Source organism: Streptomyces sp. NPDC044719 (assembly GCF_056433405.1).
The window spans coordinates 358,415-371,905 of record NZ_JBWKHE010000008.1 but is presented as its reverse complement, the minus strand read 5'-3'; the positions used below and the strand labels follow the sequence as shown (position 1 = coordinate 371,905).

Annotated in this window: 12 protein-coding genes; 11 read left to right on the top strand and 1 reads right to left on the bottom strand. The window is 73.9% G+C overall.

Features of this window, described 5'->3' with window-relative positions; genetic code table 11:
* The first annotated feature begins 186 nt into the window (after window positions 1–186).
* Window positions 187–1,248, top strand: coding sequence for a peptidoglycan recognition protein family protein (locus AC07DF_RS31110; RefSeq protein ID WP_478978789.1), 1,062 nt, complete (start codon window positions 187–189; stop codon window positions 1,246–1,248).
* 12 nt (window positions 1,249–1,260) lie between these two features.
* Here the strand turns inward: AC07DF_RS31110 and AC07DF_RS31105 are convergent, their stop codons facing one another.
* Window positions 1,261–2,742, bottom strand: coding sequence for an alpha/beta hydrolase (locus tag AC07DF_RS31105; RefSeq protein WP_478978786.1), 1,482 nt, complete (start codon window positions 2,740–2,742; stop codon window positions 1,261–1,263).
* Between the two features lie 91 nt (window positions 2,743–2,833).
* On the opposite strand from AC07DF_RS31105, the gene AC07DF_RS31100 reads away from it, so the two are divergent.
* The 10 genes from AC07DF_RS31100 to AC07DF_RS31055 form a co-directional block, all read left to right on the top strand.
* On the top strand, window positions 2,834–4,090 hold the full coding sequence (locus AC07DF_RS31100) for an ATP-grasp domain-containing protein (RefSeq protein WP_478978783.1): 1,257 nt from the start codon (window positions 2,834–2,836) through the stop codon (window positions 4,088–4,090).
* Complete coding sequence (locus tag AC07DF_RS31095; RefSeq protein WP_478978780.1) at window positions 4,087–4,926, top strand: hypothetical protein; 840 nt, start codon at window positions 4,087–4,089, stop codon at window positions 4,924–4,926. Before AC07DF_RS31100 ends, AC07DF_RS31095 begins: the two co-directional genes overlap by 4 nt.
* Window positions 4,923–6,014: a PLP-dependent cysteine synthase family protein gene (locus AC07DF_RS31090; RefSeq protein WP_478978777.1), complete on the top strand. Its 1,092-nt coding sequence runs from the start codon at window positions 4,923–4,925 to the stop codon at window positions 6,012–6,014. The genes AC07DF_RS31095 and AC07DF_RS31090 overlap by 4 nt, the downstream gene beginning before the upstream one ends.
* Window positions 6,011–7,063 carry an enolase C-terminal domain-like protein gene (locus AC07DF_RS31085; protein ID WP_478978774.1) on the top strand — a complete coding sequence of 351 codons (1,053 nt, stop codon included), beginning with the start codon at window positions 6,011–6,013 and terminating at the stop codon, window positions 7,061–7,063. The genes AC07DF_RS31090 and AC07DF_RS31085 overlap by 4 nt, the downstream gene beginning before the upstream one ends.
* Window positions 7,047–8,270, top strand: a complete 1,224-nt coding sequence (locus AC07DF_RS31080) for an MFS transporter (RefSeq protein WP_478978771.1) — start codon at window positions 7,047–7,049, stop codon at window positions 8,268–8,270. Before AC07DF_RS31085 ends, AC07DF_RS31080 begins: the two co-directional genes overlap by 17 nt.
* Complete coding sequence (locus tag AC07DF_RS31075) at window positions 8,267–9,073, top strand: class I SAM-dependent DNA methyltransferase (RefSeq protein WP_478978769.1); 807 nt, start codon at window positions 8,267–8,269, stop codon at window positions 9,071–9,073. The genes AC07DF_RS31080 and AC07DF_RS31075 overlap by 4 nt, the downstream gene beginning before the upstream one ends.
* A gap of 24 nt (window positions 9,074–9,097) precedes the next feature.
* On the top strand, window positions 9,098–10,666 hold the full coding sequence (locus tag AC07DF_RS31070) for an ABC transporter substrate-binding protein (RefSeq protein ID WP_478978766.1): 1,569 nt from the start codon (window positions 9,098–9,100) through the stop codon (window positions 10,664–10,666).
* A gap of 158 nt (window positions 10,667–10,824) precedes the next feature.
* Window positions 10,825–11,715: an ABC transporter permease gene (locus AC07DF_RS31065; RefSeq protein WP_478979280.1), complete on the top strand. Its 891-nt coding sequence runs from the start codon at window positions 10,825–10,827 to the stop codon at window positions 11,713–11,715.
* Window positions 11,712–12,506, top strand: a complete 795-nt coding sequence (locus AC07DF_RS31060) for an ABC transporter permease (RefSeq protein WP_478978763.1) — start codon at window positions 11,712–11,714, stop codon at window positions 12,504–12,506. The genes AC07DF_RS31065 and AC07DF_RS31060 overlap by 4 nt, the downstream gene beginning before the upstream one ends.
* A partial coding sequence (locus AC07DF_RS31055; protein WP_478978760.1) for an ATP-binding cassette domain-containing protein occupies window positions 12,503–13,491 on the top strand: 989 nt, incomplete at its 3' end. The genes AC07DF_RS31060 and AC07DF_RS31055, both read left to right, overlap by 4 nt.

Here is a 13,491-nt window from a genome sequence, read left to right as displayed (position 1 = left end):
AATCCCGCCGAATTTGTGTGCGGGGGCACGGCGAGGTGAGGGAGGCAGCGAGCGGCGGAACAATGGTGAGTGAGGGCCTGGCGAGTTTCCAGGGCAGGTTCGGGCGAAGCGTTCCGCAGGCACGCTCCGCCGCCGGGCCCGCAGTCTTCGGACCGGCGCGAGCGCGCCGAAACGGAGGACCGACGCATGGCCACACCACTCACCGCCACCCGGCTCGTCGCCGCGTTGAAGGCCGAGGGCTGCGCCGTCCACGAGGTCGGCGGCTGGCGCACCAACAACCGTAATCACAAGGGCCCCTGGGGTCCCGTGCACGGTGTGATGATCCATCACACCGTCACCGGGCCCGGTACGGACGTCGTCGAGTTGATCTACCACGGCCACAGCGCCCTGCCCGGTCCGCTCGCCACCGGGTGCATCACCAAGGACGGTGTCGTCCACCTGACCGGCAACGGCCGTGCCAACCACGCCGGCGGCGGTGACGGTGACGTGCTGAACGCCGTCATAGGAGAGTCGTACGGCACATACCCGCCCGCCACGCACGAGCACGACGGCTCGGCCGGCGCGGTCGACGGCAACGCCCGGTTCTACGGCTGGGAATGCGAGAACAAGGGCGACGGCAAGGACCCGTGGCCGCCCGAGCAGTACCTCGCCATGGTCAAGGCCACCGCCGCGGTCTGCCGCGCGCACGGCTGGGGCCACAAGAGCGCGATCGGCCACCTGGAATGGAGCGACTGGAAGGTCGACCCGCGCGGATTCGACATGGCCGACTTCCGCCGTGATGTCGCCGACGCCCTGGCCCTCCCGGCGGGCCGGTGGGAAGGAGAGGACCCCATGCCCCAGTACGTCAACTTAGGTGTCGCCGGGGAGTACGAGCTCGCGCCCGGCGCCTGGGACTCGGTCGAGTTCACCACGGAGTGGACCGACGAGACCGGTCACCACGCCACCGGCGGGAGCGTGTTCGCCCGTGGCCCGGCCCGCTTCAGCGGGACCCTCAGCCTCCAGATCGGCGATCTGCCGGCGGGTGCGGTCGTGCAGGCGCGCATGTCGGAGTACGAGGGCGACGAGCACCGGGCGGACCATCCGATCCACGAGATCGCCGGGACCGGCGGCGGCAGCTTCGTCGTCGTGCCCCTGACGAAGCGGCTCGCCTCGGGGCGCAGTATGCGGGTGCGGCTGCTGAGCCAGGCCGCCGCGCCGGTCACCGTCGCGAACGCGGTGCTGACCGTGCTGGTGTGGAAGGAGTCCTGAGGCCGGCGCTCGCTACCGGACCGCCGGCAGACCCGGGCCCGTGCAGCGCACGTCCGCCGACGGCACGGTTCCGCGCACCAGATAGGCCGCCACGGCGTCGTCCACACACGTGTCGCCCCGGCTCGCGAACACGCCGTGGGAGTAGTCGTTCTCGAGGGTGACCAGGCGTGCGCCGGGCAGCAGGCGCCGCAGCTCGCGGGCACCCTCGACGGGCGTGACGGGGTCGTGCGCGGAGGCGACGAGGAGGACCGGCGGCGCGTCCGGACTGCCGAGCGGGGTGCGGTGGCCGGGCCGGTGGTGCCAGTAGGCGCAGGCGCTCGCCTCCATGCCCGTCAGGATCGGCTGCGGGTCGAGACGCCGGGTGCGGCGGATGTCCGTGACGATGTCGCGAGGGCTGGGGCCCGGCCCGTCGGCGCATTTGACGACGCGGTTGGCCGATTCGTAGTTCTGTGACTCAGGGCTGTCGAAGGCGCCGGCCGGGCGCAGCCCGTCCGGTTCGCCGTCGGCCAGGTAGCCGCGCAGTCCGTCGGCGAGGCCCTCCCAGCGTTCGGTGCGGCCCAGCGCGCGGTACACGGCCCGGTCGAACTCCGCCGGGCCGAAGCCCGCGACGGGCCGCGCGGCCAGCCCCCGGCGCACCCGCAGATACGACGCACGCACCTCGGCAGGAGTCTCTCCCAGTCCGAAATGCCCGGCGGCCCAGGCGAAGAACGTGTCACGTTGCCGCAGCAGGGCCCGGCTCTGGATCACGTCGAAGTCGTACCAGCCCCACGGCCCCACCACGCTGTCCAGCACCATCCGGCCGACGCGGTGCGGGAAGCGGGCGGTGTAGGCGGCGCCGAGCCAGCTCCCGTAGGAGACGCCGAGGAAGCTCGTCCGTGGTTCGCCGAGGGCCTGGCGTATCGCGTCCATGTCGTACGCCGTCTGCTCGGTGGACAGGTGGGGCAGCAGGCGGCCCGCGTGGGTCGCGCAGTCGTCGGCCAGGGAGCGCAGGGACGACAGGTACGCCCGCTCCGCCCGGGGCCCGGCCGGCACCGGGTCGCTGCCCGGGCTGTCGAAGAGGCCGCCCATCGGGCCGCAGGAGACCGGGGTGCTCCGTCCGACGCCGCGCGGGTCGAAGCCGACCACGTCGTACGCACGCCGCACGCTCTCGGGGAGCTTGGCCCGCTTCGTGACCGCGTAGGGGAGGCCGGAGCCGCCCGGGCCACCGGGGTTGACCAGCAGGGTGCCGCGCCGTTCGGCGGCGGTGCCCGAGGCGCGGACCCGTGAGACCGCCACCTCGATGCGCGGCCCGGAGGGGTGGTGCCAGTCCAGCGGCACCGTGAGCCGTCCGCACTCGACACGGTCCGGTGCCGCCGGGCGGGGGACGGAGTCCGGGCAGGCGGAGAAGCGGAGGGGCGTGGGCGGCTCGGCCGCCCGGACCGGGCCCGCGGGGAGCAGGCCTGTGGCGGCCGTGAGGGCGCACAGCAGTGCGGTGCGGCGCAGAGAACGAGTCAAGAGGGTCTCCGGGAAACTTCACTCAAGAAGATGACAATGAAAATGATTATCGATAGCGTCTGTGGGTGGCAACCTTTTGAAAGGGGGAGTTGTGGCTCATCTGTTGGTGGTCGAGAGCTGGGTCGGGTCCATGAGCCGGCTGCTGCCGCGGGCGATCCGGGAGAACGGGCACGCGTTCACGTTCCTCACCCGTGACCTGCACCACTACCTGCGCTCGGCCCCGGAGGGAACGGCCCATCCGCTGCTCGGCGCCCGCAACGTCATCACCGCCGACACCAACGACGTCGAGGCGCTGCTGCCCGAGGTCGAGCGGCTGCACGGGGTGCTCGGCTTCGACGGGGTCGTCACGTCCTGCGACTACTACCTGCCGGCTGTGGCACGGATCGCCGAGCGCCTCGGTCTGCCCGGCCCCGGGCCCGAGGCGGTGCGCAACGCCTGCCGGAAGGACGCCACCCGCCGCGTCCTCGCCGACGCGGGAGTCCCGGGCCCGCGCTTCGCCGTCCGGGAGGAGTGGGCCGACATCGCGCGGGCCGCGCGGGACATCGGCTACCCGCTGGTCGTCAAGCCCGTCGACCTGTGCGCGGGCATGTACGTGCGCCGCGTGGACGACGAGGCGCAGCTCGCCGCCGCCTGCCGGGCCCTGGCCGACTTCCCGGTCAATGCCCGCGGACAGCGGCGGACGCCCGTGGTGCTGCTCGAAGAGCTGCTGGACGGCCCCGAGGTGAGCGTCGAGACGGTGTCGTACGCGGGCGCGGTCCATGTGGTGGGCGTGACCGACAAGAGCGTCGGCGGAGCGCCCGCCTTCGTCGAGACCGGGCACATGTTCCCGGCCGCGCTGCCCCTCGCCGACGCCGAGGCCGCCGAACAGACCGCGCTGGCCGCCCTCAAGGCCCTCGGGCTGACCGACGGGGTCGTGGCGCACACGGAGATCAAACTGACCTCCGCCGGGCCGCGCGTGGTCGAGGTCAACCCCCGGCCCGCCGGGAACCGCATCACCGAGCTCGTCCGGCACGTCACCGGGATCGACCTGGCCGCCGCCTTCGTGGACGTCGCCCTGGGGCGCGCACCCGACCTGCGGCACACGGACACCGGGCTGCGCAGCGCCGCCGTCGGCTTCCTGGTGCCGGACTCCTCGGGCACCCTCGAAGCCCTGGACGGCGAGGGCGTGCGCGACCTGCCGGGTGTGCTGGAGGCGCAACTGGCCGAACCAGGAAGGGCGGTGCAGGAGGCGGGCAGCAACAACGAGTACCTGGGGCACGTCATGGCGGGCGACGCCGACGGACTGGGCGCCCGCGCGCGCGTCGAGACCCTGCTGGACGGGCTGCGGGCGGGACTGGTGATCCGATGACCGCCCTCACCGGCACCCGCGCCTCGTACGACGGCCTCGTGGACCAGGTGCGCGCCGGGGCCCTCGGGCCCGACCCGGGCACGCTGCGCGTCGCCGTCGCCTTCACCACCCGGCAGGCCGTCCGGCACGCCGGACGGGGCACCGGCTACCGCAACGAGGTGCTCAGCCTGCGCCTCGCCGAGGCGGTCGGCTCCTGCGCGGTCGAACCCGGGGCGCTGCCCGACAGCGCGGTCGAGGAATGTGTGGGCGCCGACGTGGCCCGGCTGCTGGACCATCCCCTTCCGGCGGTGCGGGTGGCGGCCCTCGACGCCTATCTGACGCATGTCCTGCCGCACACCCCGGAGAACGGGGCCGACCCCGTCCCGCTGCCCGCAGGGTCGTCCCTGGCGAAGTCCCGGGCCCGGGCTCAGGTGGTCGTCGGCCTGCTCGACCTGCCGCCCGGTGCCACCGTGCTCGTGGTGGGGGTGGTGAACTCCCTCCTGGAGGCGCTGCGTTCGCGCGACCTGCGCTACGTCCCGTGTGACCTCAAGGGCGGCGCGACCGAGTGGGACGAGCCGGTCGTCGCCGACGCCCTCGCCGAGGCGGGCCGGTGTGACGCGCTGCTCGTCTCCGGCATGACCCTGGGCAACGGCACCTTCGAACCGCTGCGGCGGCACGCCCTGGAGCACGGCAAACAGCTGGTGATGTTCGCCCAGACCGGGAGCGCCGTGCTGCCGCGCTTCCTCGGGCAGGGCGTCAGCGCGGTGTGCGCGGAGCCGTACCCCTTCTTCTGGCTCGACGGCGGCCCCGGTGTCCTGCACCGCTACGACGGCTCCTGTCCGGGAGGCGGGCGATGACCGCGACCGCGCTGCGACCGGCCGCGCGACGGGAGCTACTCTCCCTGGTCGGCCGTACCCCCCTGGCCCGCATCACCTCCGACCTGCCGGGCCCGCACCCCGGGTTCTGGGCCAAGCTCGAAGGGCTCGCCGCGGGCGGGATGAAGGCACGGGCCGCCGTGTCGATGCTGCTGGGCGCCCGGGAGCGCGGCGAACTGCTGCCAGGCGCCCCGGTGGTGGAGTCCACCTCCGGCACCCTCGGCATCGGGCTCGCCTTCGCCGGACAGGCCCTCGGCCATCCCGTCGTGCTCGTCGGCGACCGGGAACTGGAGCCTTCCATGCGCCAGTTGCTGCGCTCCCACGGGGTGCGGCTGGAGATCGCCGACCGTCCTGCGGAGCGGGGCGGCTGGCAGGCCGCGCGCCTCGCCCGGCTGCGGGAACTGCTGGCCGAACTGCCCGGCGCCTACTGGCCCGACCAGTACAACAACCCCGACAACACCGCCGGTTACGCCTCCCTGGCGGCCGAGATCGCCGTCGAGCTCGACCATCTGGACATCCTGGTGTGCAGCGTCGGCACCGGCGGCCACAGCGCCGGCATCATCGGCCCGCTGCGCCGGCACTGGCCCGCCCTGCGGCTCATCGGCGTCGACGCCACCGGCTCCACCATCTTCGGCCAGCCCGCCCGGCCCCGGCTGATGCGCGGCCTGGGCAGCAGCATCCACCCGCGCAACGTCGCCTACGACGCCTTCGACGAGGTCCACTGGGTCGGCCCGGCCGAGGCCGTCGACAGCTGCCGCCGGCTCGCGCGGGGCGCCTTCGTCAGCGGCGGCTGGTCCACCGGCGCCGCCGCCCGGGTCGCCGCCTGGGCCGCCCGCGTCCACCCCGGGGCGGTCGTCGCCACCGTCTTCCCCGACGGCCCGCACCGCTACCTCGGCACGGTCTACGACGACGACTTCACCGCCGCCCACGGCCTCGACCCGGCCGCCGCGGCCACCCGGCCCGTCGAGATACCGCACCCGCACGCGGCGGAGGCCGCCGGCTGGGTCCGCTGCACCCGCGTCAGCGACCCGCTCGCCGCCCCCGCCTCGCAGCAGAAAGAGAGCCCGTGAAGTCCAGCCTGCGCACCGTACGCCTCGAACTCGCCGAGCCGCTGCGCATCTCCCGTTCCACCATGACCGCACGCGACGCCGTGTGGCTCACCGTCGAGCACGACGGCCTGCGCGGCCACGGCGAGGCCGTCACCAGCGTGTACTACGGGCTCGGCACCAAGACGCTCGTACGGCTCCTCTCCGCCGTGGACCTGAGCCGTTTCGCCGATCCGGAGAGCGCGCTGGAGGCCCTGCGGGCGGGGGAACCGCCCGCCCGTGACGTACCGCCCGCGGTCACCGCCGCCGTCGAGTCGGCCCTGCTCGACCTGGCCGGCAAGCGCGCGGGCGTCCCCGTGCACCGTCTCCTCGGGGCCACCGCCCCGCCCGTCGCCGCGACCGCCCGCACCATCGGCATCACCGCCCTGGCCCGGGCGGCGGCCGAGGCCCGGCGTCTCGCCGCGAGCGGCTTCGAGGTCATCAAGGTCAAGGCGGGCGCCCCCGATCCCGAGGACGACATCGAGCGCGTCCGTGTCATCCGCGACGCCGCTCCCCGGGCCCGGCTGCTCCTCGACCCCAACGGCGCCTGGTCCGTGGCGCTGGCGGGCGCCCTGCTGCCGCGCTTCGCCGACCTCGGCGTCGAGGCCGTCGAGCAGCCCGTCCCGCCCGGTGACCCGGACGCCCTGGGTGCCCTCGCGGAGCGCGCACCGCTGTCCGTCATCGCCGACGAGGACGCCGTGACCCTGGAGGACGTCCGCCGTCTCGCCGGACGCGTCCAGGGAGTCAACGTCAAGCTCGCCAAGTGCGGCGGCGTGCACGCGGCCCTGCGCGTCGCCGGGCTGATCGAGGGCAGCGGCACCGGCCTGATGCTCGGCTGCCTGACCGCCAGCACCCTCGGACTCGCCCCCGCCGTCCACCTCGCCGATCGGGCCCGCTGGACCGACCTCGACGGGCATCTGCTGCTCGCCCACGACCCGTGGACCGGTATCGGCGGCGCCGAGGGCGTCGTCCGCACCAGTGGCCTCGCCGGCCTGGGCGTCGAGGAGGTGGCGGCCCGTGCGGACGTGGCATGAGATACGGCGCTTCCCGCTCGCCGTGCGGCTCCTGCTGGTCAACCAGCTCGGCGTCAACACCGGCTTCTACCTGCTCATCCCCTACCTCGCCACCCACCTCACCGAGAACCTGGGCCTGTCGGCGGCGGTCGTCGGCATCGTCCTCGGCGTCCGCAACCTCAGCCAGCAAGGCCTGTTCATCATCGGCGGCTCCGCCTCCGACCGGCTCGGCGCACGCGGCGTCATCATCGCGGGCTGCGCCCTGCGCACCCTCGGGTTCGCGCTGTTCGCGCTCGGCGACGGGCTGGCGGTGCTGCTCGCCGCCTCCGTGCTGAGCGGGCTCGCGGGGGCGCTGTTCAACCCGGCCGTGCGGGCGTATCTCGCGCAGGAGGCCGGAGAGCGCAAGGCGGAGGCGTTCGCGCTGTTCAACGTGTTCGCCACGACCGGAGCGCTCATCGGCCCGCTGCTGGGCAGCGCCCTGCTCCTCGTCGACTTCCGCACGTCCGCGCTCACCGCGGCCGGGATCTTCGCCGTCCTCACGGTGGCACAGGCCCTCGTCCTGCCCGCGCGGAAGGTCGAGCCGAGCGGCGGCGGCGTCCTCGGGGACTGGCGCGAAGTGCTCGGCAACCGGCCCTTCGTGGCCTTCGCGCTCGCCATGGTCGGCATGTTCACCCTGGAGAACCAGCTGTATCTGCTGCTGCCCGCCGGGGCCAGGGAGGCGACCGGCTGGGACGGGGCGGCGGGCATCGTCTTCCTCGTCGGTACGATCGCCAACCTCGCGCTTCAGCTGAGGATCACCAAGCGTCTCAAGTCCCGTGGGGACAGGGCACGCTGGATAGCCGTCGGGCTGGCGGTGATGGGGCTCGCCTTCCTGCCGCCGGCCCTCATGGCGGGAGCCGTGCCCGTGCTGGCGGGCGCGCTGCTGCTCTACCTCGGCATCATGATCGCGCAGCCGTTCGTGATGGAGCTGATCCCGCGCTTCGGCCGGCCCGAGCTGACCGGCACGTACTTCGGGATCTTCTACGTCGTCTCGGGCGTTGCCGCCGCCCTCGGCAACACGGCCGTCGGCTGGGCCATGGACACGGGCGAGGGCGACGGACATCCGTGGCTGCCGTGGGTCTGCTGCGCGCTGTTCGGGCTGCTCTCGGCAGGCGCGGTGGCATGGCTGTACCGCCGCGGGGCGATGCCGGCCCCCGCGGAGCCGGTGCGCGAGCGGAGCGTCGCATGAGCGGCATACGCGGCGGTGTGGTCGGCAACCTCCTCACCGACCACCCGGAGCTCTACGAGGCCCGCTTCCCCGACCCCGAACGGCTGGCCGCCCGGTGGACGGAGGACTGTCTGCGCCGCCACGGGGCCGGGCGGCGCGTCCTGGACGTGGGCTGCGGCACCGGCCGCGACGCCGCGGCCCTGCGCCGGTCCGGCCGGACCGTGACCGGCGCCGACCTCTCCGAGGCGATGCTCGCCCACGCCCGCACCCGCCATCCCGGCCCCGCGTACGTCCGGGCCGACCTGCACGGCTTCGACCTGGGCGGTGACACCTTCGACGCGGTCGTCTGCCTGGACAGCTCCCTGCTGTACTGCCACACCAACGACCAGCTCGACGGCTTCCTGGCCTCCTGCCGCCACGCCCTCACCCCGGGCGGCCTGCTGGTCGCCGAGATGCGCAACGGCGCGTACTTCCTCGGCCGGACCGACCTGCTCGACCGGCCGGTCGTCGACGAGTTCGCCTGGCAGGGCACGGCCTACCGGTCGGACACCACGCTGACCGTCGACCGCACCGCCCAACTGCTCCGCCGTACCCGCGTCTGGACCACGGACGACGGCTCCCCGCCCGCCGCACAGCACTCCGCCTGGCGACTGCTGTTCCCGCAGGAGCTACGGCGCTTCCTCACCGCGCACGGCTTCGAGGTGCTCGAACTGCACGACGGCCCCGGCCCGCGCACCGAACCCCGTTGGCGCCAGGGCGAGTTGCCCGGCACCACCACCGACGGGGACCGGCTGCACGTCGTCGCCCGCCTCCACACTCCCTGACCCGAAGGACACGAAGGACCAGCCATGCACGACGCACACTTTCCCGGCCTGCGCCGACGCGGCTTCCTCGCCGCCACCACCGGCGCCGCCGCCCTCGCCCTCACCGGCTGCGGCGGCGGCACGGACGACAAGACGGACAGCGGCAGCGGGGACAAGCCGAAGCGCGGCGGACGGCTGCGCGCCGCCTTCGCCGGCGGCGGCGCGAGCGAGACCCTCGACCCGCATCTGGCCAACCTGTTCGCCGACGTCGCCCGCGCCAAGGCCCTCTACGACAAGCTCGCCGACTACGACGCCGACCTCTCCGCCCGTCCCCGCCTCGCCGCCAAGTGGGAGCCGAACAAGACCCTCGACCGCTGGCAGGTGACCCTGCGCGAGGCCGCCTTCCACGACGGCAGGCCGGTCACCGCGAAGGACGTCCTCCACAGCTACCGCCGTATCGCCGACCCGAAGCAAGCGTTCCGCGCCAAGGCGTCCCTGGAACCCATCGACCTCGACGCCAGCCGCGCCACCGGCGAGCGCTCCGTCGAGTTCGTCCTCAAGCGCCCCACGGCCGAATTCCCCAACGTCCTGGCCGCGTTCGGCGCCTACATCGTCCCCGAGCACGCGACCGACTTCGACCGGCGGCCGATCGGCTCCGGCCCCTTCCGCTTCGTCTCCTTCGCGCCCGGCCGCTCCGCCGTCCTCCGCCGCCACGAGGACTACTGGGACGGCGCCCCCTACCTCGACGAACTCGAGTTCGTGGTCGCCAACGAGGAGTCCGCGCGCGTCAACGCCCTCCTCGCGGGCCAGGTCGAGTACGCCCACGAACTGAACCCCACCACCGCACGCGCCCACGAGGGCAGGGGACAGATCGAGATCGTGCGGCTGCGCAACAGCGCCATGCAGGCGTTCTGCATGAAGACCGACCGGCCGCCCTTCGACGACCGGCGGGTACGCGAGGCGTTCTTCCTCATCGCCGACCGGAAGGAACTCGTCGCCGGCGCCCTGTCCGGCGCGGGCGAGGCCGGCAACGACCTGTTCGGCAAGGGCTACGAGTACTACGCCGACGGTCTGCCCCAGCGCGAGCAGGACCTCGACCGCGCCCGCGCCCTGCTGAAGAAGGCAGGCGCCGAGAAGCTCGAGGTCACCCTGGACACCTCCGCCGTCGCCGCCGGTTTCACCGAAGCGGCCGGCATCTTCCGCGACCAGGCCGCCAAGGCCGGCGTCACGATCGACGTGAAGATGGGCAGCAAGGACTCCTACTGGAGCGACATCCTCGACGGTGGCACCCTGTGCTGCTACCGCTCCGGCGCCATGCCGATCGAGGCCCACATCTCCCAGCGGCTGCTCACCGACTCCACGACCAATGCCACCCACTGGCGGCACAAGGACTTCGACGCCCTCTACCAGCAGGCGCAGTCCACCCGCGACAAGACCGAGCGGTCCGCCGTCTACGAGCGGATGCAGCGCCGGCTGTACGCCGAGGGCGGGTTCCTGGTGTGGGGCTTCGCGGACTGGATCATCGGAACGGCCCGCGGTGTCAGGGGAGTCGAGACCAAAGCCCCCGCCAACACCCTCGACTGGGCCCGCTTCGACAAAGTATGGCTGACGTGACTGACGTGAAGGGGCGCGGGGCTGAATCCAATTGCGGCTCCGCCGCGGGGCGCGACAAGCCACGACGGCACGGCAGCCGTACGTCGAGCGCGGCGCCCGGCGGCCTCCGCTCCTTCGTCGCCCGGCGCCTCACCCTCGGCCTCGCCCAAACACTCGCCGTGGTCCTTCTGGTCTTCGCCCTAACCGAAGCCCTCCCCGGCGACGCCGCCGTCGCCCTCGCGGGCGACCAGCCCGACCCGGCCCGCATCGCGGCGATCCGCGAGGCCATGGACCTCGACCGGCCCGCTCACGAACGGCTGCTGAGCTGGGCCGCAGGCCTGCTGCAAGGCGACTTCGGCACCTCCCTGACCTCCGGCCGTCCGGTGGCCCAGTACATCGCGGACGGTTTCGGCCCGAGCCTGCTGCTGGCCGCGCTCACCGTCGCCCTGCTCGTCCCGCTCGGCTTCGGGCTCGGCGTGCTGGCCGCCCGGCACGAGGGGCGGCTGATCGACCGGCTGGTCAGCTCCGTGACACTCGCCGTGTACGCGGTGCCCGAATTCGCCCTCGGCGTGCTGCTGGTGACCCTCGTCGCGCTGAAACTGGCCTGGCTGCCGCCGACGGCGGTGGGCTACGGCACGGACCTGCTCGGCCACCCGGCCGTGCTCGTCCTGCCGGTGCTGGTCCTGCTGTCCCGCCCGGTCTGCTCCCTGTCCCGCCTGGTCCGGGCCGGCATGGTCGACGCCCTCGCCTCGCCCTACGCCGCCCACGCCCGCCGCTACGGCGTCACCGGCGCCCGTGTCCGCTACGCCCACGCCCTGCCCAACGCGCTGGCCCCGGCGGCTCAGCAACTCGCCCGCACCGTCGACTGGCTGCTGTGCGGCGTCATCGTCGTGGAGGCGCTCTTCGTGATCCCCGGCCTGGGCACGGTCCTGCTCAACGCGGTCGCCGAGCGGGACGTGCCGGTGGTGCAGGGGCTGGCGGTGGTGTTCGGTGTGCTGACCGTCGTACTGAACCTGGGTGCGGACGTGGTGGCGTACCGGCTGACGCCGCGGGCGGGGGTGGCGGCGTGAGGGCGCCGCGCCGGCTGGTACTCGGCCTCGCCGTCGTCGCGGTCCCCCTGCTCCTCGCCCTCCTGGGGCCCGTGTTCGCCGGTGACCCCGGCCCGCGCGGCGTCTCCTTCACGCTCGGGGGCGGCCACTGGCTCGGCACCGACTTCGTGGGCCGGGACGTCTGGCAGCAGGTGCTGCACGGCGGCCGTACGGTCGTGCTGACCGCGCTCGCCGCGACGTCCCTCGCCTACCTCGTCGCCCTGCCGGCCGGACTCGCCGCGGCGGTGACCCGCGCACGGTGGCTGGAGGAGCTGCTGATGCGGCCGCTGGACGTGCTGCTCGCCGTACCGTCGCTGCTGCTGATCCTGCTGGTGGCGTCCGTGTTCTCGCCCGGCGCGGCCGGCCTCGCGCTGCTCGTCGCGCTGGTGAACGTGCCCGACGCGGCCCGGATCGTACGGGCAGCGGCGGCCGAGGCGGCGGCCCGGCCCGCAGTGGAGGCGTTGCGCATGCAGGGCGAGTCGTGGTGGCGCGTCGCCGTCGGCTACGTCGGCCGCTCCGCCCTGCGCACCCTGGCCGCGGACGCCGGGATCCGGCTGACCGGCGTGCTGTATCTGGTGTCCACGGCCGCGTTCCTCGGCGTGGGGGTCGCCCCGGACGCCGCCGACTGGGCGGTCATGGTCGACCGCAACCGCACGGGTCTGTTCATCCAGCCCTGGGCCGTGGTCGTGCCCGCCCTGCTGATCGTCGCGCTGACGACGGGCACCAACCTGCTCTTCGACGCCGCACTGGACAAGAAAGGGCGCCGCCCGTGAGCCATGAGACCGACCTGGTCGCCGAGATCCGTGACCTGCGCGTGGAGATCGCCGGCCGGGCCATCGTCGACGGGGTGGACCTGCGGGTGCTCGCCGGCCGGGTGACCGCCCTGGTCGGTGCCTCCGGGAGCGGCAAGACCACCACCGGCCTCGCGCTGCTGGGGGAGTATCCGGCCGGCGCCCGGGTCACCGGGGAGGTGCGCCGGCCCGGTGACGGCCCGGTCGGGTACGTGCCTCAGCACCCCGCCGCGGTCCTCAACCCGGCCCGCCGCGTCAGCGCGCTGCTCGACGACATCGCCCGCGCCCAGGTACGTCACCTGCCCCGCGCACAGCGTCGCGCGGCGGCTCGGGAACGGGTGAGCGAAGCGCTGGCGGCCGCTCAACTCCCCGACGCCGAAGCCCTGGTGCGTCGCCACCCCCACCAGCTCTCCGGCGGCCAGCAACAACGCGTCGTGCTCGCCCAGGCCCTCCTCCTCGGTGCCCGCGTCATCGTCGCCGACGAACCCACCACCGGCCAGGACGCGCTCACCAAGCGCGGCATCGTCGACCAGCTGGCGTCGGTCGCGGCCCGCGGCATCGGGGTCGTCCTGCTCAGCCACGACCTGGACGTGGTCCGTACCCTCGCCGACGAGGTCCTCGTCCTGCGCTCGGGGCGCGTGATCGAATCGGGCCCCACCCAACGCCTGTGGCACGCCCCCCGCCACGAATGGACCCACCGCCTGCTCGCCGAACACGTCCCGGCCCTTGCCGACGCGGGCGGCACCGACTCGGCGCGGGGCGACGACGGCCCAGCCTCCGCCCGCGCCCCCGTCTTGCGCATGCGCGATCCGGCCGCCCGGCCTCAGGAGGACAACAGCCTGGCCCCTGTCCGTGCCCCAGCCGTGCCCACACCCGACCGCCCTGCACGGCCGCAGGACGACGACAGCCACGACTTCGCCCATCGCCCCGCCTTGCCGGAACCCGACCGCCCTGCCCGGGCGCAGGA

Excerpts from the sequence above, each read along its gene's own strand:
- AC07DF_RS31110 (WP_478978789.1), top strand. The coding sequence starts at position 187 with ATGGCCACACCACTCACCGCCACCCGGCTCGTCGCCGCGTTGAAGGCC.
- AC07DF_RS31095 (WP_478978780.1), top strand. The coding sequence starts at position 4,087 with ATGACCGCCCTCACCGGCACCCGCGCCTCGTACGACGGCCTCGTGGAC.
- AC07DF_RS31090 (WP_478978777.1), top strand. The coding sequence starts at position 4,923 with ATGACCGCGACCGCGCTGCGACCGGCCGCGCGACGGGAGCTACTCTCC.
- AC07DF_RS31075 (WP_478978769.1), top strand. The coding sequence starts at position 8,267 with ATGAGCGGCATACGCGGCGGTGTGGTCGGCAACCTCCTCACCGACCAC.
- AC07DF_RS31070 (WP_478978766.1), top strand. The coding sequence starts at position 9,098 with ATGCACGACGCACACTTTCCCGGCCTGCGCCGACGCGGCTTCCTCGCC.